Genomic DNA, 21,189 nt, shown 5'->3' on the forward strand with positions numbered 1-21,189 from the left:
TTTTTGCTTACTATATTTAAAAATATGCGAGACACAAACGTTATAAGACTACTCATCCCCGCCTGTCTTGTGCTGCTGTTTACGTCGTGCCAAAAGCAATTCGGCAATGATAATTTTACAGCCTATTTTGGCGGCGAAGTTTCTAATCCCACTACACCTTATATCCTGTTCTGCAAAGGCGCTAAAGTGATTGACACCATCAGACTCAAGAAAGACAACACGTTTATGATGAAGTTCGATTCGCTGACCCCGGGGCTTTACAGTTTTAAAAGTGAACCGGAATACCAATATATCTATTTCGATAAAAACGACAGCCTGATGGTCCGCATCAACGCGAACGATTTTGACGAATCCATCGTTTTCTGTGGCCGCGGAGAGGATAAAAACAACTTCATGATGGAGCTATACCTCAAAAATGAGCGTGAAAGGAAAAAGATTTACGACGTTTTTGAATACGATTATCCGAATTTCAAAAAAAACATAGATTCTGCACAGGCCTCCAAAAGAAAGTTCTATGAAGCTAAAAAGGAAGAAATCAAATGGGACGATAATTTTGATGCTTATGCTAAGGCTATGCTCGACTACAATTACTTTTCAAAGAAAGAAATTTATCCCGTTGTCCATGAGATGCGTACCGGAATTGCAGTAAAGGAAGACCTTCCAAAAGACTATTATTCGCATCGCAAAAGCATTGATTATAATGATGCAAAACTCACCGATTTCTCACCATACGTGCGCTATCTAACCTGTATGCTGAACAATATGGCACTCAGTAAAGAACTGCCCAATGTGTCGGAGGCCGATCAGTCTTTGGAAATGAACGTACGCAAACTGCACATTGCAGATTCCCTTTTCAGAAACCAAAGTATTAAAAACGCCATCCTGAACAATATCGCTTTTACCTATTTGCTGGAAGATCAGAATATCGTAAACAACAAGAAGTTTTTAGACAAATACCACGCGTTGTCCACCGATAAAAGCAAGCATAACGAGATCTTAAAAATCGGAAATGCCATCCAAAAGTTGAAGGAAGGCAATGAACTTCCCGAAGTGGGTTTGCTGGACCGAAACGACCACTCCGTCGATTTCCCTTCACTAATTACGCGCAAAACAGTATTGTTTTTCTGGACAGAAAGCCTCGAATCGCATGTGATCGCCGCACATAAAAAGATTATAGAATTGCGGAAACGCCATCCGGACTATAACTTTATTGCCATCAACGTAGACCGTGACCAGGAAAAATGGAAAAAAAACCTGAACAATTATAAATTTGACGGCATACAGGAATACCGCGCCTCCGATTTCGAGCAGATTAAAGACAAATGGGTCATCAATAAAATACACCGAACCATGCTGCTGAACGCCGACGGTACCATCGACAATGCCTTCGTGAGCCTGTTTGACCTGAAATTTGAAGACAACCTGAAATAGTTTGGAAATTCGGTAATTGACGAATGAGACAATTAGATAATTAGCGAATTAGAAAATGAAAAATCCCGACGTAATTGACGGGATTTTTTTATTGTAACTGTAGCTAGCGAATTTTAAAATGAGATAATTAGATAATGGGGTAATGAAAATCCCGTCGTAACTGACGGGATTTTGATATTGTAACCTGGAAACTAAATCTCCAATTGTATAATTCGCTAATTATCTCATTTTCTAATTATCCAATCTACTGATTCCCTTTGTTGTAATCCGCAAGGAATTGTGCCAGACCAAGATCAGTCAATGGATGTTTCAACAACCCAAGGATGGCTGAAAGTGGTCCCGTCATGACATCAGCGCCGATTTTTGCACAATTCACGATGTGCATCGTATGACGTACTGAAGCCGCAAGAATTTCGGTTTCGTATCCATAATTATCATAGATTCCGCGGATCTCCTCAATCAGGTTCAACCCATCTGTAGAAATATCGTCCAAACGACCGATAAAAGGCGACACATACGTAGCTCCGGCTTTAGCAGCCAATAACGCCTGCCCGGCCGAAAATACCAACGTCACATTGGTCTTCACTCCTTTTTCAGAAAAGTACTTACAGGCTTTGATGCCTTCTTTCGTCATCGGAAGTTTCACGACAATCTGCTCATGCAGGTCGGCAAGCTCCTCACCTTCCCGAATCATGCCATCGTAATCCACCGCAATCACCTCAGCACTCACATCACCATCGACGATACTGCAGATGTCTACATAATGTTTCAGGATGTTGTTTTTCCCGGTAATGCCTTCCTTAGCCATCAGTGATGGATTCGTGGTTACGCCATCAAGTACCCCTAAAGCCTGCGCTTCTTTAATCTCATTCAGGTTGGCGGTGTCAATAAAAAATTTCATGTTTTATATATTAAAGTTGTGTTTATGCTTTCGGCGCTGCCTTCGGCCCGGGCTGTTCGCTGTATCTTTTTTTGCCTGATGCCCTGAACAGAGTCAGGAATTTGTCCGGCAAAAAAAGGATGTCGCTGCCATCCCTAGCGCAATTCCGGTGCGAAATTACGATTATAGTTTTAAGTGGCAAAGTGGCAAAGTGACAAAATCGCAGCGCCCATTTAAGACACCGTATTGTTCCGGTCGCGGAGGCCCGATTCCAGCTTGTCGATTTTATCCTGCAACTCGTCCAGTTTCTCCATCAATTCTTCATGGTGCTCCTCCACCTGGCCCATTGCAGTAAGCGCTTTTGTCAATCGTCTCAGAAAAATCCAGGCGAATACAAAAATGAATATTACGATCCCGAATTTAATCATTTCCGAAATCATCCGGAGTATCTCGTTATTTTCCATCTGCCTTTTTTACTTTGTTACTTTGCAACTTTTGACTTTTGACTTTTGACTTTACAACTACAACTTATAATGATTCATCAGCATTTTCTCATACATCTTGTCCGGCAGTATCCTTTTCAACACGATGGAAAACCTTGATAAGAATGGCCCTACCTTATAATGGATGTTTGGTTTTGGGGTATTGATAATCTTGTATATAGCACCACCCATCAACGCCGGATCATCTCCGCCTCCAACCTGGCTGTTAATCACTTCAATGGTTTTGGCATATGCTCCATACGGCGAAGCCTGGCTTACTCGAACGTGATAACGGTGCGCGGCAATATTTGTGGCAAATTCGCCCGGCGCTACATTCGTCACCTCAATCCCGAAGGGCTTAACCTCCATCCGCAACGCTTCAGTGACATATTCTAACGCGCCTTTGGATGCTGAATACACAGACCTGTAAGGCAAGCCCATGTAACCGGCAATCGATGTGATATTGATAATCAATCCTGATTTCTGGATGCGCATCTGCGGCAGTACGGCTTTCATAACCTCAATCGGGCCAAAAAGGTTCGTTTCAAAATTGTTTCGGATTTCGTCAGTTGGGATTTCTTCCAGCGGACCCAGGATCCCTACGCCGGCATTGTTCACGAGCACATCGATACGGCCTTCAGCAGCGAGCAGCTTTGCCACCGCATTATTGATGCTTTCCACATCGCGTACTTCGAGCTGTAAAAGTCGAAAAACGGAATCAGTGATTTTATCGGGATTGCGGCTGGTGCCATAAACGGTATAGCCCTTTTCGTGCAGGAATTCACCTATGGATTTTCCAAGTCCGGACGAAGCGCCGGTAATAAGGACAACTTTTTTCATGTGGGTCGTGTTTAGCCCTGATGGAAGCGGCATCCTTTTTATTTTTCCTTTAAAAATAAAAAGATATAGCGGACAGCAGGAATAGCTTCAAATTATGGTTCGCCCAAAAATAGAAAAATCCCGATGAATCGGGACTACAAAAAAGAAAAAATGGCAAGCGACCTACATCGCACCGCTCAACCACGTACCCTTGCTATGTTCCCATCCTGGGGGATTCTGCAGGAGCTGGTCGTGTAGGACTTGCCGTTGCAAATATACAATCTTTTTGTATTTTCGCAAGCGGTGCGGTGCAATATGCCCGCATTTTTAAAACGCAATTATGCAACTCATCCTTATGAAAAAATATAACTTACTCGCGCTCATTTCGTTAAACGCCCTGGTAATCGGTTGTGGCGATGGTAAAAAAGATCATTTCAGTTTTGACGAATCGAAATTTGAAGAAAAATACACGAATACCCAAAGCGTTTCCATCGCACTTTTAAACGGCGATGACAAGGAAATTGACAGTGTGGCTTATTTTGTAAATGACAAAAGGGTTGCCGGAAGCAAGGACCTGAAAGCAGTATCTTATCCACTCAGCGGCGCTGCATTGGGTTACCAGGAATTGGTCGCAAAGGTATATTATGGCGGGAACAAGGAGCCGGAACAGGTAATCGGACGGATTGAAGTGGTGTCGGCAGTTTCACCGAAGCTGCTGAAATACACCGTAGTCAACACGTTTCCACATGATACCACTTCTTTCACCGAAGGGCTTGAATTTTACCGCGATACCTTGCTTGAGGGTACCGGCCAATATGGCGCGTCTAAATTGCTGAAGGTCGATTACAAAACCGGTAGGATTTTGAAAGAAAGTCCGTTGCAAAGTGAGTATTTTGGCGAAGGCATTACGGTATTGGGAGGTAAAATCTACCAATTGACCTATAAGGAAAAAACAGGTTTTATCTACAATGCGGACACCTGGAAACTGGAGAAGACATTTACTTATGACCGCGATATCGAAGGCTGGGGAATGACGAATGACGGCAACTACATTTATCAGACGGATGGTTCTGAAAAAATATGGAAAATGGATCCGGCAACGCAAAAAATGATCGGGTCGGTGAATGTATATTCAGCGTCAGACAAAGTCAAACAGCTCAACGAACTGCAATGGGTTGACGGTGTGATGTATGCCAATGTCTGGCAAAAGGACCTAATCGCAGTGATCAAAGCGGATACGGGAGACGTTACGGGCATTTTAGACCTTTCCGGTTTACGCACAAGCCTGACTTACAAACAGTCAGAAGTACTGAACGGCATCGCTTACAATCCGAAAACGAAAACATTTTTCGTCACTGGTAAGAACTGGGATAAGCTGTTTGAAATCAGGATCACGGAATAGCCTGCAAAATTTTGGTAGAGCGATATCAATACGTTTAAAAAAAGCGTCCTTTTTTTAAAGCGCCTTTTTTCACTTCATTGGAAATTTACTCAGGTGAAGAACAAAAAATTATTGTATCATTTTACCTGCGCTCGTAATTTCTACTTCGCAATTCATAATTTGTAATTTGTAATTCATAATTCAACCAACATGCTGCCGTACCTTAAAACCATTGCCACCCTCATCCTATTTTCCCTGTGCGGAAATCATTTCGTCTCTGCACAAACAGATACAGCAAACAAGGAGCATCTTCACACGATTACAGGCAGGATCACAGACCAGGACGGTTTCCCGGTTCCCGGCGCGATGGTAATGATCAATAAAACAGGTCGAGGCGTACTGACAGATATTGCCGGAAATTTCTCAATATCCGCTTATGAAGGAGAACTTTTGATCGTCAATGCACTCAGTTATAACAAAGCGGAGATTATCATCAGCACAAACCGGCAATACAATATTTCCATTAAACAGGAATTACAGGGCACAGGACCACCGGTAATCATTGAAACGTTCCGTAAACGCACATTCTTCGGGCGTATCTTCCACGCTATTGGCAATTTTTTCCGGGGGAAAGGTGAATTCGGCGTGCGCGTTTCTTAAAAAATAGTTAAATAACTATTTTTATAGTTGTGTAACTAAAAATATAGTTGTACGTTTGATTTCAAATTAAGCAACTATGCAAAATCTCACGAATAAAGAAGAAGAAATCATGCACATCCTTTGGAAGCTGAAGAAAGCTTTCGTCAAGGATGTGATGGCAGAAATTACTTCGGACCAGCCACACTACAACACGCTGTCTACCATCATCCGAAATCTTGAAGAGAAAGGCTACGTGTCACATACCGCTTATGGAAACACACACCAGTACTTTCCGATTGTTGCCCTGGAAGATTACAGGAAAAAGTTTATGAACACTGCGATCGAGAATTACTTCAACAATTCTTACAAGAATATGGTTTCGTTTTTTGCGCAGGAAGAAAAAATATCTGCCAAGGAACTTCGTGAAATCCTTGACATCATCGAAAAGAAATAGCCATGGAAACGTTGCTGCTTTATCTGATCAAATCCAGTGCATTGATGGCATTGTTTTTTTGCGGCTATCATTTTCTTTTGCGCCGGGAGACGTTTTTTAACGGAAACCGTTGGTATCTTTTAAGCGGATTATTCATTTCTGCCGCATTGCCGCTCTTTTTTATCAGGAAAATTGTCTGGGTTCGGGCGCAGTCGTTTGGTCCCGAACAAATTCCGGCTGTCACACAAACCGTCGTAAAAGATCAAATGGTCTCCGCTTCAGCGGTCGAACCTGTGCAATGGGGATCGATAATCCTATTTTTCTACCTGGTTGTATGCGGCGTACTGACTGCGAAAGTTAGTGCAAATGTGATCTCATTGTTCCGGCTGTTGCATAAGCAGCGCGTGGTACGAAATGGCAGGTTTGCATTGGTCGATCTGGATAAACAGGTGGCCCCTTTTTCCTTCTTCAACTACATCGTCTACAATTCATCACTTTATTCAGAGGCAGAACTACACAGCATCCTAAACCATGAAAAAGTACACAGCAGCCAGAAACATTCCATCGATGTACTGATTACAAAGCTATTCAGCATCCTATTTTGGTTTAATCCAATTGTATGGCTATACAAAAACGCCATAATCCAGAATCTGGAATTTATCGCCGACAGGAAAGCCGTGCGCGAGACGCAGGATAAAAGGGTGTACCAGTTTGCATTGCTCAGGGCCGTGACCCAACCGAATTGCTTATCCATTACCAATAATTTCAATCAATCATTAATCAAAAAACGAATCGTTATGTTAAACAAAAACCAATCAAAAAAAAGGAATTTATGGAAGTATGCGCTTATACTTCCGCTGCTAGTCGGGTTTATGCTATACTTCCAGGTGAAGCTGATTGCACAGCAGAGACCTGCTACCGCTACAGTTTCGACACCATCCGGGAAAAGCCGTTTCGAGTTTTCAATCGACAAGAACACCACTGATGCTGAGTTGAAAAACCAGACCGAAAAACTGAAAAAATCTTACGGTGCCACACTGAAAATTTCAAAAGTGAAAAGAAACAGCAACGGCGAAATTGTTGCAATAAAAGTAAAATACAAAGATGCCGGCTGCAACATCGAAAAATACGTCAACGGCGACGATCCTATCGAGACCATTTATTTTTCTAAAAATGACGATTTCACCGGGTTTCATAATGGAAAGGACGAACGTGTCGTTCAAATCGGCAATGGAAGCGAAGACAATGAAGGCGAAAATACATTTGCTTTTGCTTTCAACGATGATGAGGCGCCGGAAGCACCTGAACCGCCGGAAGCACCTGAAGAAATCGAAATTCCTGAAGTACCTGAACTGCCCATGCTGAATGACATCATTACAGATGCAAACGGCGAAACAGTGGTCGTCAAGAGTGTTAACAAAAATGGACATACTGTGGTTACCGTCAATGGCAAAGTGGTCAGCGACGTTGATGTCAATAAAATCATCGCAGATATGGGCCCAATTGTAGTAGATGGAGAGACCATTTATCCCGGAGGCGATAACGGAAAAGGCAAAAAGTCCATTGTGATTTCGACTAAAGAAATAAAAAACCAGGCGAGACGGGCTATGAAACAAGCTAAGATCCAAATGGAGAAAGCCCAGATACAGAAAGAATCAAGCGAAGACATGCAGGAAAGTTTTCAGCAAATGAAAGCCGAACAGCTGGCGCAACTCGAAAAAATGAAAGCGGAAATGGCGGCAATGAGAGCAGAACTTGAGAAAACCAAAGCCGAATTTAAAAAACAAAAATAGAAACAACCGCAAAGGCCACTGTAAAGTGGCCTTTCTTATTTTTGTATAAACCTGTTATCAATGTTTAAGATTCTTGCCAAAATCAATAAGTTCGTTCTCCCGAGCTTCACTAAAAGAAAACTGGACCCCTCGAAAGCAAAGAAATGGCAGCTTGCGATACTGGCCTGGCGTTACTTTGTGACGGTCAGGGCGCTTTAGATCAGCAACGACGCCACCGTATTTTAAAGTTTGTAAACGTTCAATGCACGCATTCACCAAAATAACAAATCAAATATGACTACAGTCATTTTCTGATTCAGACGGTCGTTGCATTTTTGCTTTTAAATTGAATTCCAATGAAAAGCGACAGAAACATCCGGCTGCACATACTGAAAGCTTTTGAGGCCAACCTTTTGCTGACGGGCTGCATTATCGAAGTCGAAGTTGTCAATGGCGACGTTAAATTAACGGGATCTGCTGACAAATACTGCAAAAAGCAAATAGCCCGGAAAATAGCAAAGGAAGTAGACGGCGTAAAACACGTTTTTGAACAAATAACAATTGTAATTGCCCAGGAGCATTTACTGGCCGATGCTGAAATCGAAAAAAGGATTACGGATAAATTTATCAAGAACTTTGGTAACGCACACACTGATATAAAGACTATCGTCAAGGATGGTTACGTATGGCTTGAAGGTCGGGTTAAATGGAAATACCAGCGCGAACTCGCCGAAGAATGCATCGGCTGTCTGGACGGCATCAAAATGATTGACAATAATATTCATGTGCCTGAAAGTGCAGAAGCCGGCATTAAGGAAAAAGATGTCTTCGCCGCCATTTACAGCGACCGGTCGATCACAAGCGATATCAGGATTGAAATCGTTGGCCATCGGGTCATCCTAAACGGGTTTGTTGAAAACGTCGACCAGAAGAATCTCGTGACCCGGCTGGTACGGAATGTAGCTGGCGTCAGAGAGATAGAAAACTTCCTTTTGGAGGAGCGTAGATCCTCTTAAGCCGCCGCGATGCAACTCCGACAAATGGGTAAGTCGCTTGAATCAAATTAGTTCTTTACTTTTTCCAGCCTTTTCAAATCGATTATCTTAATCGTACTGCCTTTTTTCTCAATCAATCCTTCTTCTTTAAAATCACTTAGCGTACGACTCACCGTTTCCGGTGCCGTTCCCGACATCGACGCAAGATCAATGCGGCTTGCCGTGAGGTTTTCAACAGCGCCCTGTTGCCTATACATTCTTAAAATTGCCTCTGATATGCGTTTTCTTACAGACTGGTAGGCCAGCTGCATCAATTGTTCTTCCTGCTGCCGAATCTGGTTTGAAAGTATCTTGACGAATTTCTCGGCTACATCCGGATAAAGGCTGATAAATTCCTCGAACTGTTCTCTGGGGAAATTGCAAAGATGGCTGTCCTCTGAAGCGGTAGCCGTATCCAGATAAATCCCTTCAGAAAACAAAATATTGATGCCTATGAAATCATCATGATCAAATATACCTGTCAGCAGCTCGCGGCCGTCTTCAGCCATTTTAGCTGTTTTCACCTTTCCATCCAACAAAATCCAGATGTTTGCTGCCCGATCGCCTTCGTAATAAATCACCTGTCCCTTTTTAAAAAACCGGATTTTACGTTCCTCCAAGGCCATATTCAATGCGTTCAGGCCATCTTTTGCAGCTACGATTTCCGATAGTTTTTCAATGGCACCACTGTAAAATTCCTGTTGTACCTGTCTCTTTTTAAGCCGCGTTTCAATGGCGTTTAAAAGTTCGGTATCATCAAACGGTTTGGTGAGGTAATCATCTGCGCCCAGTTCCATTCCTTTCCTGATATCTGAACGCTCGGATTTTGCAGTCATGAAAATAAAAGGGATGGCTTTGGTCTCTGCATGCTTGTTCAGCAGATGCAGCACCCCATAGCCATCAAGGTCTCCCATCATAATATCACACAAAATCAGATCGGGAAGGTTTCGTATCGCCAGTTCCGTCCCCGTTTTCCCATTATCTGCTTCAAAAACTTCGTAGCCGGCAAGCATCAGAATTTCTACGACATTTTCACGGATATCGTCATTGTCTTCAATAATCAGTATTTTAGTCATGCTTTGGGAATTTTAAAGTAAATATAGTGCCACTTTCGTTGTCGCTTTCAAAAGATACTTCACCATGCATTAAAGCGACATGGCGGGCCACAATATTTAAGCCGAGTCCTGTTCCCGGAATGTTGCCTGTATTTTGCGCCCTGAAAAACGCACCGAATAAATGTTTCTGGTCTTCAGCGGGAATACCAATGCCGTCATCTTTCACTGAGACAGTGCAGCCGGAATCATCTATCGTAGTAGTAAACGCTATCACACCGTCATCACCTGAATATTTAATGGCATTGGTAATTAAGTTGATAATACAATTTTTCAGTAGGTTTCTGTCCAGGCTAAGTTCGCAGGACTGTCCCTTGTGCCGGTAATGGATTTGCTGATTTGTTTTTGCCAATTGTTGCATTTCCTCGGTGATTTCCCGCGCCAGTTCTGTCAGGTCAAATACCGAATCGGTTGCCTGGATATTGCCACTCTCCAATCGCTCCATCTGCAAAAAATTATTGAGGATGGCCGTCAGGCTCGTGACAGAGGCTTTGATTTTCAAGGCATGTTTATTAATCTCTTTTACTCCAGCGGATTCGGCATATTTTTCTGCCAATGACGCAGAAAGCTGGATGGTGCTCAACGGTGTGCGGAATTCATGTGAGGCCATAGAAATGAACCTGCTTTTGAGCTTACCGAGTTCTTTTTCGCTTTCCAATGACGTACTGATTTGTTCTTTGGCTACTTCGAGTGCCCGAATGGTGTCGTTTAACGACTGCGTCCTGGTTTCAACCAATTCTTCAAGATGCAGGGCGTAATCCCTGAGTTGTTCTTCTGCTTCCTTCTGATGGGTGAGATCATGAATGAATCCTACATAAAATACCTTTCCGTTATAATTTACTTCGCTGACGCCCAAACGCATTGGAAACGTCGTTTGGTCTTTACGTAGTCCGCTCACCTCGCGACCAATACCGATAATCCTCGGTTTGTGTGTCACCTGATAACGCCGTATGTAGTTATCATGCTGTAACTGATCTGGCTGCGGCATCAATATGGAAATGTTGTTGCCGATAACCTCATCGGGCTCATAACCAAACAATTTGCATGCCGATGGATTGATACTTTCCACAATCCCACGGTCGTTTATAGAAATAATTCCATCAATCGCATTTTGTACGATGTCAAGCAGCAAATCAGAGTTTTTCATTCCTTTCGGTTGGTAAAACCCAAAAGTAAAAATTTTCATATTAGAATTCGTGCGCAAGATCATTTTTTGAAAAATTATACGTGATATCCACCGCACGAGTGCTTTGAATCATTTCTTAAAATGTCTTTTATCATCACCCGATTTTGTTCGGCGTCCTAAATTCAACGCTTATTTCAAACCATCCCTGAATCATCAAAGTGACTAATCTCATTTCTGCGAATGACGTACGTCAGTACCCGTTTTAATAAAATATCTTTTTTTTGTAATCAGATAAATATAACATTCTGAAATTCAGCAAATAAATGTCAAAAAAATTAAGTCTGGTCAAAAAGGAGCGAATGGTCTTCCTTGCTGTATTTGTGATCGCCGCAAGTGTCCTCGCACTGGATAGGTTGACCCCGATGGAAATTTCGAACAGCATTATCTTATTTGTACTGGTGTTTACAACATTATCTTCCATGTTTCTGATGATTTGCCAATATCTCTTCGGTGAACTATCGACGCGGTTTGTTGCCATGCTGTTTCTCCTGATTTTTGGTATTTGTCTGGGCATGGCGATGCTTTCCTGGAAAAGCGATTGGAAAACACAGGCTATTTTATACCGTAATAAGAAAAATAACAGGCAAACCATCGAATACAGGATGCGAACCAACAGATTTGGTCCCGGGTTTGAAAAACAACTCATCCGTCGCACGAAAATTTTGCCTTTTCTCGAGAGTGTGCATTTTGAAGATACGATTTCAGTTGACAGCGCTACCTGGAACCGCGTCAATGAGAAAGTAAATGAAATGGGATTTCCCGGCGAGTATATCGACCTGCCTTCTAAATAAATCCGTCTCGTTTTAAATCCAGAATCGTGAAAAATGATATTCGAAAAATACAAATTACTGGCAACAATATCTGACATCAAACTTAGGCTGAAGAAGACTTTGTACCAACAATAATGTCTAAAATTAACGACGTAACATATGACGATACTGCTCACTTTAATATTACTCGTGCTTGTCTTTATTATTGCCGGCGTGCTTTATGCTGTTCAGGATTTTGATGCCAATTTAAAAAAAGGCGCGCACCATAAAAAGCCCATAAATACCGAAAAACAACGGGAGCGATTTAAAAACTGACATTCCGAAGGCATGAAAAACAGGAATTACTTACTGCGCATCGCGGGAATCATCATCCTCATTATTGTTGGACTAAATGCCGTTTACGCAGGCATTGTACTTATTGTTTATCCGAATGGGGAGATTTTGGGCCTATCCCGAACAATCCTAAAATATTCTCCGTTTACTGACTTTTATATTCCGGGAATATTCCTTTTGGTGCTTAATGGGATCTCAAGCATTACGGTTGCCATTTCAACAGCAGCGAATAAAAAATATTATCCCAGACTTATTACGATGCAGGGAATTATACTTGTTTTTTGGCTGGTATTTCAGGTCAACTATTTGAGAAAGGTGACTACCCTGCAACTAGCCATGTTATTGCTGGGAATTCTCCTGATATCCATTGGGGAAATCATCACGGTAAAAAAGTCAACGTGACACAAATTTTCCGCAGCGATCTTTAGCAAAAACTTTTCTGTCCGACAGCACATCCGAAAAAATAATCGGTGAATCACTGTTGTATTTATTAAAGCTGAAAGAAATCCGCACACTGCACGAGAAACTGAATTGGCGGATGAGGCACCGTCAACAGGAATTGCCTGAACTTCAAAAACTTCAAATTGAGATGATGAATGACATCCTCCGTAAGATGGGAAACTAAATTCCGAATAATGACCCGATGTGAGCAAAGTCATTTTTGCAAATGCTGGCTGCCATTACCTTTAGCGAAAATTTACAGCTATGTGTACTTCGTTAATCCAGAAATATAATGTTCCAGGTCCGCGCTATACAAGTTACCCAACAGTTCCCTATTGGGAAAATACTTTTTCAGCGGCGCAATATTTAGAAACGGTAAAACACTCTTTTATTGAAAGCCCGGAAGGCATAAGCATCTACATTCACCTCCCTTTTTGTGAAAGCATGTGCACGTTTTGCGGTTGTAACAAAAGGATCACAAAAAACCATGCGGTAGAGGATCCATACATCAGGGCGGTATTGACTGAATGGAAAATGTACTGTCGCCTGTTTGAAACAAAACCCATCATTCGGGAACTGCATCTCGGCGGAGGTACTCCAACCTTTTTTTCTGCCAAAAACCTCGAAGACCTCATTAATGGAATATTCTCCTACGCTAAAAAATCAGCCAGCTGTGAGATGAGCTTCGAAGGCCATCCGAATAATACCACGCAATTACACCTCAAAAAGCTATATGATCTGGGTTTTACCAGAGTAAGTTTTGGCGTACAGGACTATTCAGCTAAAGTCCAACGGGCAATTCACCGCATCCAGCCTTTTGAAAATGTGCAGCAGGTTACGGTCTGGGCCCGCGAAATGGGATATACCTCAATTGGCCACGACCTGGTTTTCGGTCTCCCCTTCCAGCAAAACGAGGATATTACAGATACCATCCAAAAAACACTTTCCCTGATGCCAGATCGGATCTCGTTCTACAGTTATGCCCACGTTCCCTGGATTAAAGGAAACGGCCAACGTGGTTTTGCAGACGCCGATATTCCCAAGGATGACGCGAAACGGAAGTTGTATGAAACGGGCAGGTCAATCTTTGAAAAAAATGGCTACAAAGAAGTTGGAATGGATCATTTTGCTTTGACGGGCGATACGTTATTGACTTCTTCTGAAACCGGCAGGCTCCATCGAAATTTCATGGGGTATACCGCAACAAAGACACAACTGATGATTGGCCTCGGTGTTTCGGCTATTGGCGATAGTTGGTATGGTTTCGGACAAAATGTAAAAAATCTTGAGGATTATTACCAAATGCTGGAATGGGACCAATTTCCCATTGCAAAAGGCCACATCCTGACTACAGAAGACCTGAAGGTGCGCACACACATCCTTAACCTGATGTGCCGGTTTGAAACGTGCTGGGAAGATGACGCCTTCTATTTTAATGAGGTTCCGGACATCTTGATCGCGCTCCGTGAAATGATCAGCGATGGGCTCATTGAAGTGACGGCCGGTGGTTTAAGAATTACAGAAAAAGGAAAACCGTTCGTCCGGAATGTGTGCATGGCTTTTGACTTAAGGCTTCGCAGAAGCAATCAGGACACTATGCTTTTCTCGATGACGGTATAATCCTCACCGAGTAAATCCATAGACAGAAATCCTGGATGGTTTACCCGCAATTCGGCTCAGCCTTTATAAATAGGCTCATCACTGAAGGCGATACATGATCGATATCAAGAACCAATCCCCGAAGGATCAGTAACATCCCCATGACGATCATCGTGTACGGAATCAACTTCTGAAGCCGGTTCCTTATGGGCATTGTGATGTATCGGTACAAATAGTTTACCATGCTCATCAGCGGGACGGTTCCCAACCCGAAGACAGCCATAAAAACCATTCCTGACAGAACATTTTGTGTGGATAATGCCCCGAAAAGCGCGCCATAAACCATCGCGCAAGGGAGAAATCCATTGAGGAGGCCAATCGAATAAAGTGAAAAGAAGGATTGCTTCTTCAAATGACTGGCCATCGCCGATTTTACGCGCCCAATGAGTCGAAATGCAGGAGTTGACAAACTGTATTTCTGAAACGTTTTTTTTGGCAGCAGTACCATCAGGATCATGACCATACCCGCTGTAATCGATAGATATTGCTGCATTCCGGCAACTGATAACGCCCTTCCGAAAAATCCGAATATAAAACCAAGGAAAGTGTAAGTCGTAATTCGGCCCAGGTGGTAGGATATAATCTGAAGTGCCTTCCGCTCCGGATTATTTCTGGCTACTGGCAACATTAATACAATAGGGCCGCACATGGCGACGCAATGCAGGCTGCTAACCATCCCGAGAACCAGCGCGGCAATCAGGATATCAATCGACATAAACCTGCTGTTTCGTGAGGTACGAACCGCCTTTATAGCGCCAATCCATTGTCATGTCCCAACGACCACCTGCCAAATCATTTATAGGTACGAGCATTGACTGGCCGGACAACCTGAGCGATCGGGTGAAGTCCAGCTTTTTGGCAGATGGTCTGTAAAAGGACACGTTTCCAGAAATATCGTTTGGTGAAACACCATCGGGAAAGCTGATGCGGATGCCATCAGGACCGACAGAAATCGTCGGTTTTTCCTTGAGATTTGAAGTATTTTGAAGCTTCGTCATCTCTTCGTCGAAATGCGCATCATGCTTGTAATATTCTTCCACAACCAACTCATTATCATATTTTGAATTTTCCTGGACTTTCACTACAAAATAGAGTATGAATGCCATAAATAACGCAAATGCAATAACGATTGAAGTTCCCCAGTTAATTTTCATAATTTTTTTTAGTTGAATGTTCGTGGTCCCAGAAAATTGGTGGTCGTGGTTTCAACCAGTTTATGGTCAGCATATACCGCAATCCGGATCTTTGTTTTATCTCCCTTCAGGAGGAATTTGTTGATTTCGATAAACATCGTTCCCTCAACAGCCTTTTGTGCCGGCAGGTTTAAATGAGGATGCCCCACTGGCATAATATTTCCTTTAATCGATGACAGTTTAAAAGTGACTTCCTTAAAGTCTCTTGCCGTTTTATTCACCAACCGGAAGGTATATATGTTACTGATGTTTTCGCCCTTATGCTGAAAAAGCTGCCCAGGAACACGAAACAACGTTGCTTCGACATCACTCCTCACAAACAATAGCCCCGACAAGATACCGGTGAGGATAATCAACACCGCGGTATAGGCTTTCATCCTCAGCGTAAAGCGGAATGGTTCTTTTTTCTCAATCTCATCTTCGCTGGCATAACGGATAAGTCCTTTTGGCAATCCTACCCCTTTCATGATCGTATCACATTCGTCAATGCAGGCAGTACAATTGGTACATTCCAACTGAATACCATTCCTGATATCAATTCCGGTCGGACAAACATGGACACACTGCATACAATCGATACAATCGCCTTTCCCCAATGCCTCCCGGTCTTCTTTCTTATTGAATTTTGCCCGGCCGGCCTGTTTCTCGCCACGCACAAAATCGTAAGTAACATTAATCGACTTGTTGTCCAGCAACACACCCTGCAACCTACCGTACGGACAGACAATCAGGCAAACCTGCTCACGGAACCACGCAAAGACAAAGTAGAATACGCCGGTAAAAATCAACAATGCGATAAAATTACCCGCATCCTGGACAGGCCCTTCGGTAATCATCGAAAACAGCCGATCACTTCCAATGATGTAGGCCAGGAACACATTGGCAATCAGGAACGAAATCAGGAAAAATATCGCGCCTTTCAACAGCCGTTTCCCAATTTTCTCCGCGTTCCATTCCTGTTTTGCGAGCCGCAACTGGGCACCCCGATCGCCGTCAATCCAATATTCAATGCGCCGGAATACCATCTCCATGAAGATAGTCTGGGGACAGATCCATCCGCAAAAAATGCGCCCGAAAACGACTGTAAACAGGATCACAAATACCACACCTGTGATCATCATCAAAACAAATAAATAAAAGTCCTGCGGCCAGAATACCACACCGAAGATATTAAACCTGCGTTCCAGCACATTGAACATCATGAACTGATTTCCATTTATTTTAACAAATGGGTTGGCAATCAGAATCAACAACAATAAGTAACTGACGTATTTTCGGTAGGTGTAAAACTTACCTTTCGGTCTTTTTGGGAAAATGAACTTTCGTTTTCCGTCTGCATCCAATGTTCCGATACTGTCCCTGAAAGCTTCATCTCCCGGTTGATTTTGCATTATTCGTTATTTTATGGTGGCCACAGTTTTCGTTGCGTCTTTATCGGCGGGCTGATCGGCGGGCTTTACCCATAGGTCCCCATCCGGCGCTTTTGGATTTTTTGGATTGCTTCCTTGCAATGACAGGATGTAACTTGCAGCCAATTGGATTTCAGTGGGTTTTAATGTACCGCGCCAGGCGACCATTCCTTTGCCATCGCGTCCACCATTGGTAATCGTATGGAAGAGATTTTTGATGTCTCCACCGAAAATCCAGTGGTCATCCGTTAAATTGGGACCTATCTGGCCACCGCCGTCAGCACGGTGGCACGCGGCGCAATTGGTTTCAAAAATGACTTTCCCTTTGGCCAGCGATGCGGCATCTGTAAGTAGGGTTACATTTTTCTCATCCATCATATCGGGCGCATTTTTCTTGTACTCGGCAATATCAATCCTGGCCTGAGCCATCTCTTTCTTAAATTCCATCTCCTGATCATCAGCCCCAAGGATCTCATACCTGACGAGGTAAATCGCACCAAATAGAATTCCGCCATAGAAAAGGTACAGCCACCAGGGTGGTAATTTATTGTCTAACTCGCGGATTCCATCATAATTATGGTCCAGCAACAGCAAAGTGTTGTTTTCAACAGGTTCAGCCCGGGTAAGCCTTTTCATGATATTGATATACCACTTCTGCTCCCTCAGCGGCAATGATTCTGATGCAACAATTTCCTGGCGTTTGTCTTCAGGCGTGATTTCATAAATCATTTTGTTGACTGCGCTTCCAATATACTCGAATGCTATTTGAATAACCAAAAACACCAGTAGGACAAGGAGCACGATAGGGTATTTTACAAAGGCAGGCCGGTCACCGGAATCGATAAAGTACTCGAGCATTCCGAAGAAAGAAAAGAATATCAGCGGACCTCTTACATAAATGGGGAAGAATTTTTTCATGGTTCCTGTGTTTTGAAATTATCGTTGAGTGGCATTTCACTGAGTTGGCGGATCTTCTCCTTTTTATAAGAAAAAACCCAAACCCCCAGGACTAAAAAGAAGATAAAGAAAATCAGCAGGGACAGTATGGGATATACTTCCACACCTGAGATGGTTTCCATATTGTGTTTAATCTGTTCAAACATGGCGTTATTTTTTAGCGTTGTCTTTTACTTTGATATCCGTTCCGAGACGTTGTATATAGGCAATTAGCGCCGTTACTTCGCGTTTGTGCATGGGTACGAATGTCGCTCCTGCCGCTGCAGCCGCTTTTTTGCTGTCTTCGTAACTTTTTACAAAATCCGGATCCTCGTTGAGTGATTTTTCTATTTCCATACCTTGTTTCAGGATGGATTGTCTGGCATTATCGATATCTGAATAAGAATAAGGAACACCCAGTTTTTTCATCACTTTCATTTTTGTTTCGATATAAGAATAATCCATCTCCTTATTGTCGAAAAGCCATTTGTAACCAGGCATAATCGAACCGGCGGAAGTACTTTGGGGGTCCCATAGGTGGTTAAAATGCCAGTTGTTATTGTATTTCCCGCCCACGCGAAGCAGATCTGGTCCCGTTCTTTTAGATCCCCACAAAAATGGATGGTCGTACACAAATTCTCCGGCTTTGGATTGTGGCCCATAACGTTCCACTTCGCTACGGAACGGCCTAACCATCTGCGAGTGGCAGCTCACACAACCTTCGCGGATGTACAAATCCCGGCCCTCAAGTTCCATTGGAGTGTATGGTTTTACGCTGGCAATGGTCGGGATATTGGATTTGACCATGATGGTGGGCACGATTTGGATAATACCACCTATAAGGATAGCAACGGTCGCCAGAATGGTAAGCTGTACCGGCCTTCTTTCAAGCCAGGGGTGGAATTTTTCGCCCTTCACACGTGCATTGGTAATTTTTTCTAATTCGGGCGCTTCGGCGAGTTCATCTTCAATAGCAGCATTGGCCCTGATTGTTCGGTAAATATTGTACACCAAAATCAGCATACCCAGAATATACATGGTTCCACCTACGGAACGCATCCAATACATCGGGATAATCTGTTGTACTGTTTCCAGGAAGTTACCATAAGTCAGTGTCCCATCCGGGTTAAACTGCTTCCACATTGAAGCCTGTGTAAAACCTGCGACGTACATCGGTAAGGTATACATGATAATCCCCAAAGTTCCAATCCAGAAGTGGACGTTGGCGAGTTTGGTAGAATATAATTTCCCTTTTGTCATACGCGGAATCAGCCAGTAAATCATACCAAATGCCATAAATCCATTCCAGGCCATGGCGCCAACGTGCACGTGCGCAATAATCCAATCGGTGAAATGGGCAATTGCATTTACGTTTTTCAACGACAGCATTGGGCCTTCAAAAGTCGCCATACCATAACCGGTAATCGCCACAACGAAGAACTTCAGTACCGGTTCAACCCGTACCTTATCCCAAACGCCCCGTAGCGTTAACAATCCGTTAATCATACCACCCCACGACGGCGCAATCAGCATAATGGAGAATACGACACCAAGGTTTTGCGCCCATGTCGGCAACGCAGAGTACAACAAGTGGTGTGGACCGGCCCAGATGTAAATGAAGATCAGCGACCAGAAATGTACAATGGACAAGCGGTAAGAATAAACGGGACGGTTAGCCGCTTTCGGTACAAAATAGTACATCAACCCTAAAAATGGCGTGGTTAGAAAAAATGCAACCGCGTTGTGGCCATACCACCACTGGACCAATGCATCCTGTACGCCAGCATACACTGAATAACTTTTGGTGGCTGAAACGGGAAGTTCAATGCTGTTGAAAATGTGCAATACTGCAACGGTCACAAAAGTGGCTATGTAAAACCAGATCGCTACATAAAGATGGCGTTCCCGCCGGCGTAAAATGGTACCGATCATGTTGATCCCAAATACGACCCAAATCAAGGCGATGGCGATATCAATTGGCCATTCCAGTTCCGCATATTCTTTTGAAGTAGTATAACCCAAAGGCAGCGAAACGGCAGCGGCAACGATGATAAGCTGCCAACCCCAAAAATGCACGTTGCTCAGGAAATCGCTGAACATTCGCGCTTTAAGCAGTCGTTGAAGCGAATAGTATACCCCTGCAAACATGGCGTTTCCTACAAAGGCAAAAATAATCGCATTGGTATGTAAAGGGCGTAACCTTCCGAAACTCAGCCAGGAAATTCCATCAGTAAGGTTGGGAAAGAGGAATAAAAAAGCAAGTAAAAGCCCTACGGCCATCCCTACTACACCAAAGAGGATTGTGGCGTAGAGAAACTTCTTTACAATTTTGTTGTCGTAATAAAACTGTTGGATTTCCATATTTATTTCTGTTTTTCGTTGGTTCCTGGTTCTGTTGTTTTTAGTTCGTCGTCGAAAAGCATTCTTACCGACGGGGTGTAATCATCATCATATTGCCCGCTCTTTACAGCCGTTATAAATGCTATAAAAAAAATGACGGCTACAATAATGCTAATGGTGATCAGGAGATAGATGACGCTCATATGATGGTTTTCGGTTTCAAAATTAATTCCTGCTTAGATGATAAAATATGACGGGTGTCACGTTTTGGGCTGACCGTCGTTATTTTTAAAAGGCGTGCGCTTAAATTTCCGGACAGTGTGACAAAGCTGATGATGGTAATCGTGCTCAGCGGCATAATGATTGCTGCTACAATAGGCAATAAGTTGCCAGTTACCGCAAAGGAAAGTCCTACCACATTGTACGCCAATGATAGCCCGAAACTCATCCTGATGATTTGGATTGACTTTTTCGACATGCGTATAAAGCGATCCAGATTGGCAAACTCTGCCGCGTCAAGTATTGCATCACAGGCAGGTGAAAAAACATTGGTATTCTCAGAAATTGCAATCCCAACGTTGCTTTGCATCAGGGCACCGGCATCGTTCAGGCCGTCGCCAACCATCATCACGCTGCTTCCCTGTCGTTGCAGGTTTTCGATAAATGCAAGCTTTTCCTCCGGTTTTTGGTTAAACACCAATTCCGTGCCTGGCGGTAACAGCTGTTCAAGAAGCAGGCGCTCTCCTTCATTGTCTCCCGAAAGCACCTTCAACTTATAGTTCTTTTGCAACGATTTGAAAAGGCCTGCAACATCAGTCCGATACTCATTATGGATGATAAACCTTCCATAATAAGTACCGTCGATATTGACATGCACCGCAGTCTGGAGAACATTATCACTCCCCTCCTGCCCTGCATATGATCCTGACCCCATTCTGA

The 21,189-nt window shown here is 43.2% G+C and carries 24 protein-coding genes and 1 other RNA gene; 11 read left to right on the top strand and 14 right to left on the bottom strand.

Annotation, left to right across the window (positions count from 1 at the left end; genetic code table 11):
* Nucleotides 1-24 precede the first annotated feature (24 nt).
* Nucleotides 25-1,431 carry a thioredoxin-like domain-containing protein gene (locus CFE23_RS02715; RefSeq protein WP_291083635.1) on the top strand — a complete coding sequence of 469 codons (1,407 nt, stop codon included), beginning with the start codon at nt 25-27 and terminating at the stop codon, nt 1,429-1,431.
* A gap of 244 nt (nt 1,432-1,675) precedes the next feature.
* Here CFE23_RS02715 and fsa read toward each other — a convergent pair whose 3' ends face one another.
* The 4 genes from fsa to ffs form a co-directional block, all read right to left on the bottom strand.
* Nucleotides 1,676-2,332 (bottom strand): fructose-6-phosphate aldolase, encoded by a 657-nt coding sequence (gene fsa, locus CFE23_RS02720; protein ID WP_291083638.1) that lies wholly within the window; start codon nt 2,330-2,332, stop codon nt 1,676-1,678.
* A gap of 212 nt (nt 2,333-2,544) precedes the next feature.
* Complete coding sequence (locus CFE23_RS02725; RefSeq protein WP_291083640.1) at nt 2,545-2,775, bottom strand: hypothetical protein; 231 nt, start codon at nt 2,773-2,775, stop codon at nt 2,545-2,547.
* 57 nt (nt 2,776-2,832) lie between these two features.
* Nucleotides 2,833-3,633: an SDR family oxidoreductase gene (locus CFE23_RS02730; protein WP_291083643.1), complete on the bottom strand. Its 801-nt coding sequence runs from the start codon at nt 3,631-3,633 to the stop codon at nt 2,833-2,835.
* A 148-nt stretch (nt 3,634-3,781) separates the two neighbouring features.
* Nucleotides 3,782-3,879, bottom strand: an RNA gene (gene ffs / locus CFE23_RS02735) — signal recognition particle sRNA small type.
* 88 nt (nt 3,880-3,967) lie between these two features.
* Here ffs and CFE23_RS02740 point away from each other — a divergent pair.
* The 6 genes from CFE23_RS02740 to CFE23_RS02765 all read left to right on the top strand — a co-directional run bounded on the left by CFE23_RS02740 (nt 3,968) and on the right by CFE23_RS02765 (nt 8,853).
* Nucleotides 3,968-5,014, top strand: coding sequence for a glutaminyl-peptide cyclotransferase (locus CFE23_RS02740; protein ID WP_291083646.1), 1,047 nt, complete (start codon nt 3,968-3,970; stop codon nt 5,012-5,014).
* Nucleotides 5,015-5,203: 189 nt separating this feature from the next.
* Nucleotides 5,204-5,653, top strand: a complete 450-nt coding sequence (locus CFE23_RS02745; RefSeq protein ID WP_291083648.1) for a carboxypeptidase-like regulatory domain-containing protein — start codon at nt 5,204-5,206, stop codon at nt 5,651-5,653.
* Between the two features lie 76 nt (nt 5,654-5,729).
* Nucleotides 5,730-6,086 (top strand): BlaI/MecI/CopY family transcriptional regulator, encoded by a 357-nt coding sequence (locus CFE23_RS02750; protein ID WP_291083651.1) that lies wholly within the window; start codon nt 5,730-5,732, stop codon nt 6,084-6,086.
* A 2-nt stretch (nt 6,087-6,088) separates the two neighbouring features.
* Nucleotides 6,089-7,858, top strand: a complete 1,770-nt coding sequence (locus tag CFE23_RS02755) for a M56 family metallopeptidase (protein WP_291083654.1) — start codon at nt 6,089-6,091, stop codon at nt 7,856-7,858.
* A gap of 60 nt (nt 7,859-7,918) precedes the next feature.
* The gene (locus CFE23_RS02760) at nt 7,919-8,056 is read left to right on the top strand and encodes an SsrA-binding protein (RefSeq protein WP_291083657.1); all 138 of its coding nucleotides are present in this window, start codon (nt 7,919-7,921) and stop codon (nt 8,054-8,056) included.
* Nucleotides 8,057-8,193: 137 nt separating this feature from the next.
* Complete coding sequence (locus CFE23_RS02765) at nt 8,194-8,853, top strand: BON domain-containing protein (RefSeq protein ID WP_291083660.1); 660 nt, start codon at nt 8,194-8,196, stop codon at nt 8,851-8,853.
* 47 nt (nt 8,854-8,900) lie between these two features.
* Here CFE23_RS02765 and CFE23_RS02770 read toward each other — a convergent pair whose 3' ends face one another.
* The gene (locus tag CFE23_RS02770; RefSeq protein WP_291083663.1) at nt 8,901-9,947 is read right to left on the bottom strand and encodes a response regulator; all 1,047 of its coding nucleotides are present in this window, start codon (nt 9,945-9,947) and stop codon (nt 8,901-8,903) included.
* Nucleotides 9,940-11,130, bottom strand: coding sequence for a PAS domain-containing sensor histidine kinase (locus CFE23_RS02775; protein ID WP_291083666.1), 1,191 nt, complete (start codon nt 11,128-11,130; stop codon nt 9,940-9,942). The genes CFE23_RS02770 and CFE23_RS02775 overlap by 8 nt, the downstream gene beginning before the upstream one ends.
* Nucleotides 11,131-11,432: 302 nt before the next feature.
* Between CFE23_RS02775 and CFE23_RS02780 the strand changes: the two genes are divergently transcribed.
* The 4 genes from CFE23_RS02780 to hemN all read left to right on the top strand — a co-directional run bounded on the left by CFE23_RS02780 (nt 11,433) and on the right by hemN (nt 14,333).
* Nucleotides 11,433-11,960: a hypothetical protein gene (locus CFE23_RS02780; protein WP_291083669.1), complete on the top strand. Its 528-nt coding sequence runs from the start codon at nt 11,433-11,435 to the stop codon at nt 11,958-11,960.
* 138 nt (nt 11,961-12,098) lie between these two features.
* Nucleotides 12,099-12,254, top strand: coding sequence for a hypothetical protein (locus CFE23_RS02785; RefSeq protein ID WP_291083673.1), 156 nt, complete (start codon nt 12,099-12,101; stop codon nt 12,252-12,254).
* Nucleotides 12,255-12,266: 12 nt separating this feature from the next.
* Nucleotides 12,267-12,674 (top strand): hypothetical protein, encoded by a 408-nt coding sequence (locus CFE23_RS02790; RefSeq protein ID WP_291083676.1) that lies wholly within the window; start codon nt 12,267-12,269, stop codon nt 12,672-12,674.
* Between the two features lie 303 nt (nt 12,675-12,977).
* Nucleotides 12,978-14,333, top strand: coding sequence for an oxygen-independent coproporphyrinogen III oxidase (hemN, locus tag CFE23_RS02795; RefSeq protein WP_291083678.1), 1,356 nt, complete (start codon nt 12,978-12,980; stop codon nt 14,331-14,333).
* 40 nt (nt 14,334-14,373) lie between these two features.
* Here the strand turns inward: hemN and CFE23_RS02800 are convergent, their stop codons facing one another.
* The 8 genes from CFE23_RS02800 to CFE23_RS02835 form a co-directional block, all read right to left on the bottom strand.
* Nucleotides 14,374-15,087 carry a sulfite exporter TauE/SafE family protein gene (locus CFE23_RS02800; protein ID WP_291083681.1) on the bottom strand — a complete coding sequence of 238 codons (714 nt, stop codon included), beginning with the start codon at nt 15,085-15,087 and terminating at the stop codon, nt 14,374-14,376.
* A complete protein-coding gene (locus CFE23_RS02805) occupies nt 15,077-15,526 on the bottom strand; it encodes a FixH family protein (RefSeq protein ID WP_291083684.1) in 450 nt (149 codons plus the stop codon). The genes CFE23_RS02800 and CFE23_RS02805 overlap by 11 nt, the downstream gene beginning before the upstream one ends.
* An 8-nt stretch (nt 15,527-15,534) precedes the next feature.
* Complete coding sequence (ccoG, locus tag CFE23_RS02810) at nt 15,535-16,956, bottom strand: cytochrome c oxidase accessory protein CcoG (RefSeq protein WP_291083687.1); 1,422 nt, start codon at nt 16,954-16,956, stop codon at nt 15,535-15,537.
* Nucleotides 16,957-16,962: 6 nt separating this feature from the next.
* The gene (locus CFE23_RS02815; protein WP_291083690.1) at nt 16,963-17,892 is read right to left on the bottom strand and encodes a cbb3-type cytochrome c oxidase N-terminal domain-containing protein; all 930 of its coding nucleotides are present in this window, start codon (nt 17,890-17,892) and stop codon (nt 16,963-16,965) included.
* Complete coding sequence (locus CFE23_RS02820; protein ID WP_291083693.1) at nt 17,889-18,077, bottom strand: CcoQ/FixQ family Cbb3-type cytochrome c oxidase assembly chaperone; 189 nt, start codon at nt 18,075-18,077, stop codon at nt 17,889-17,891. The genes CFE23_RS02815 and CFE23_RS02820 overlap by 4 nt, the downstream gene beginning before the upstream one ends.
* A 4-nt stretch (nt 18,078-18,081) precedes the next feature.
* On the bottom strand, nt 18,082-20,271 hold the full coding sequence (gene ccoN, locus CFE23_RS02825) for a cytochrome-c oxidase, cbb3-type subunit I (protein WP_291083697.1): 2,190 nt from the start codon (nt 20,269-20,271) through the stop codon (nt 18,082-18,084).
* Nucleotides 20,272-20,273: 2 nt separating this feature from the next.
* Nucleotides 20,274-20,453 (bottom strand): cbb3-type cytochrome oxidase assembly protein CcoS, encoded by a 180-nt coding sequence (ccoS, locus tag CFE23_RS02830; protein ID WP_291083700.1) that lies wholly within the window; start codon nt 20,451-20,453, stop codon nt 20,274-20,276.
* The coding region (locus CFE23_RS02835; RefSeq protein WP_291083703.1) for an HAD-IC family P-type ATPase at nt 20,450-21,189 on the bottom strand (740 nt) is incomplete at its 5' end. The genes ccoS and CFE23_RS02835, both read right to left, overlap by 4 nt.

The organism is Flavobacterium sp. BFFFF1 (assembly GCF_002256285.1).
In the GTDB taxonomy this organism is placed as follows: domain Bacteria; phylum Bacteroidota; class Bacteroidia; order Flavobacteriales; family Flavobacteriaceae; genus Flavobacterium.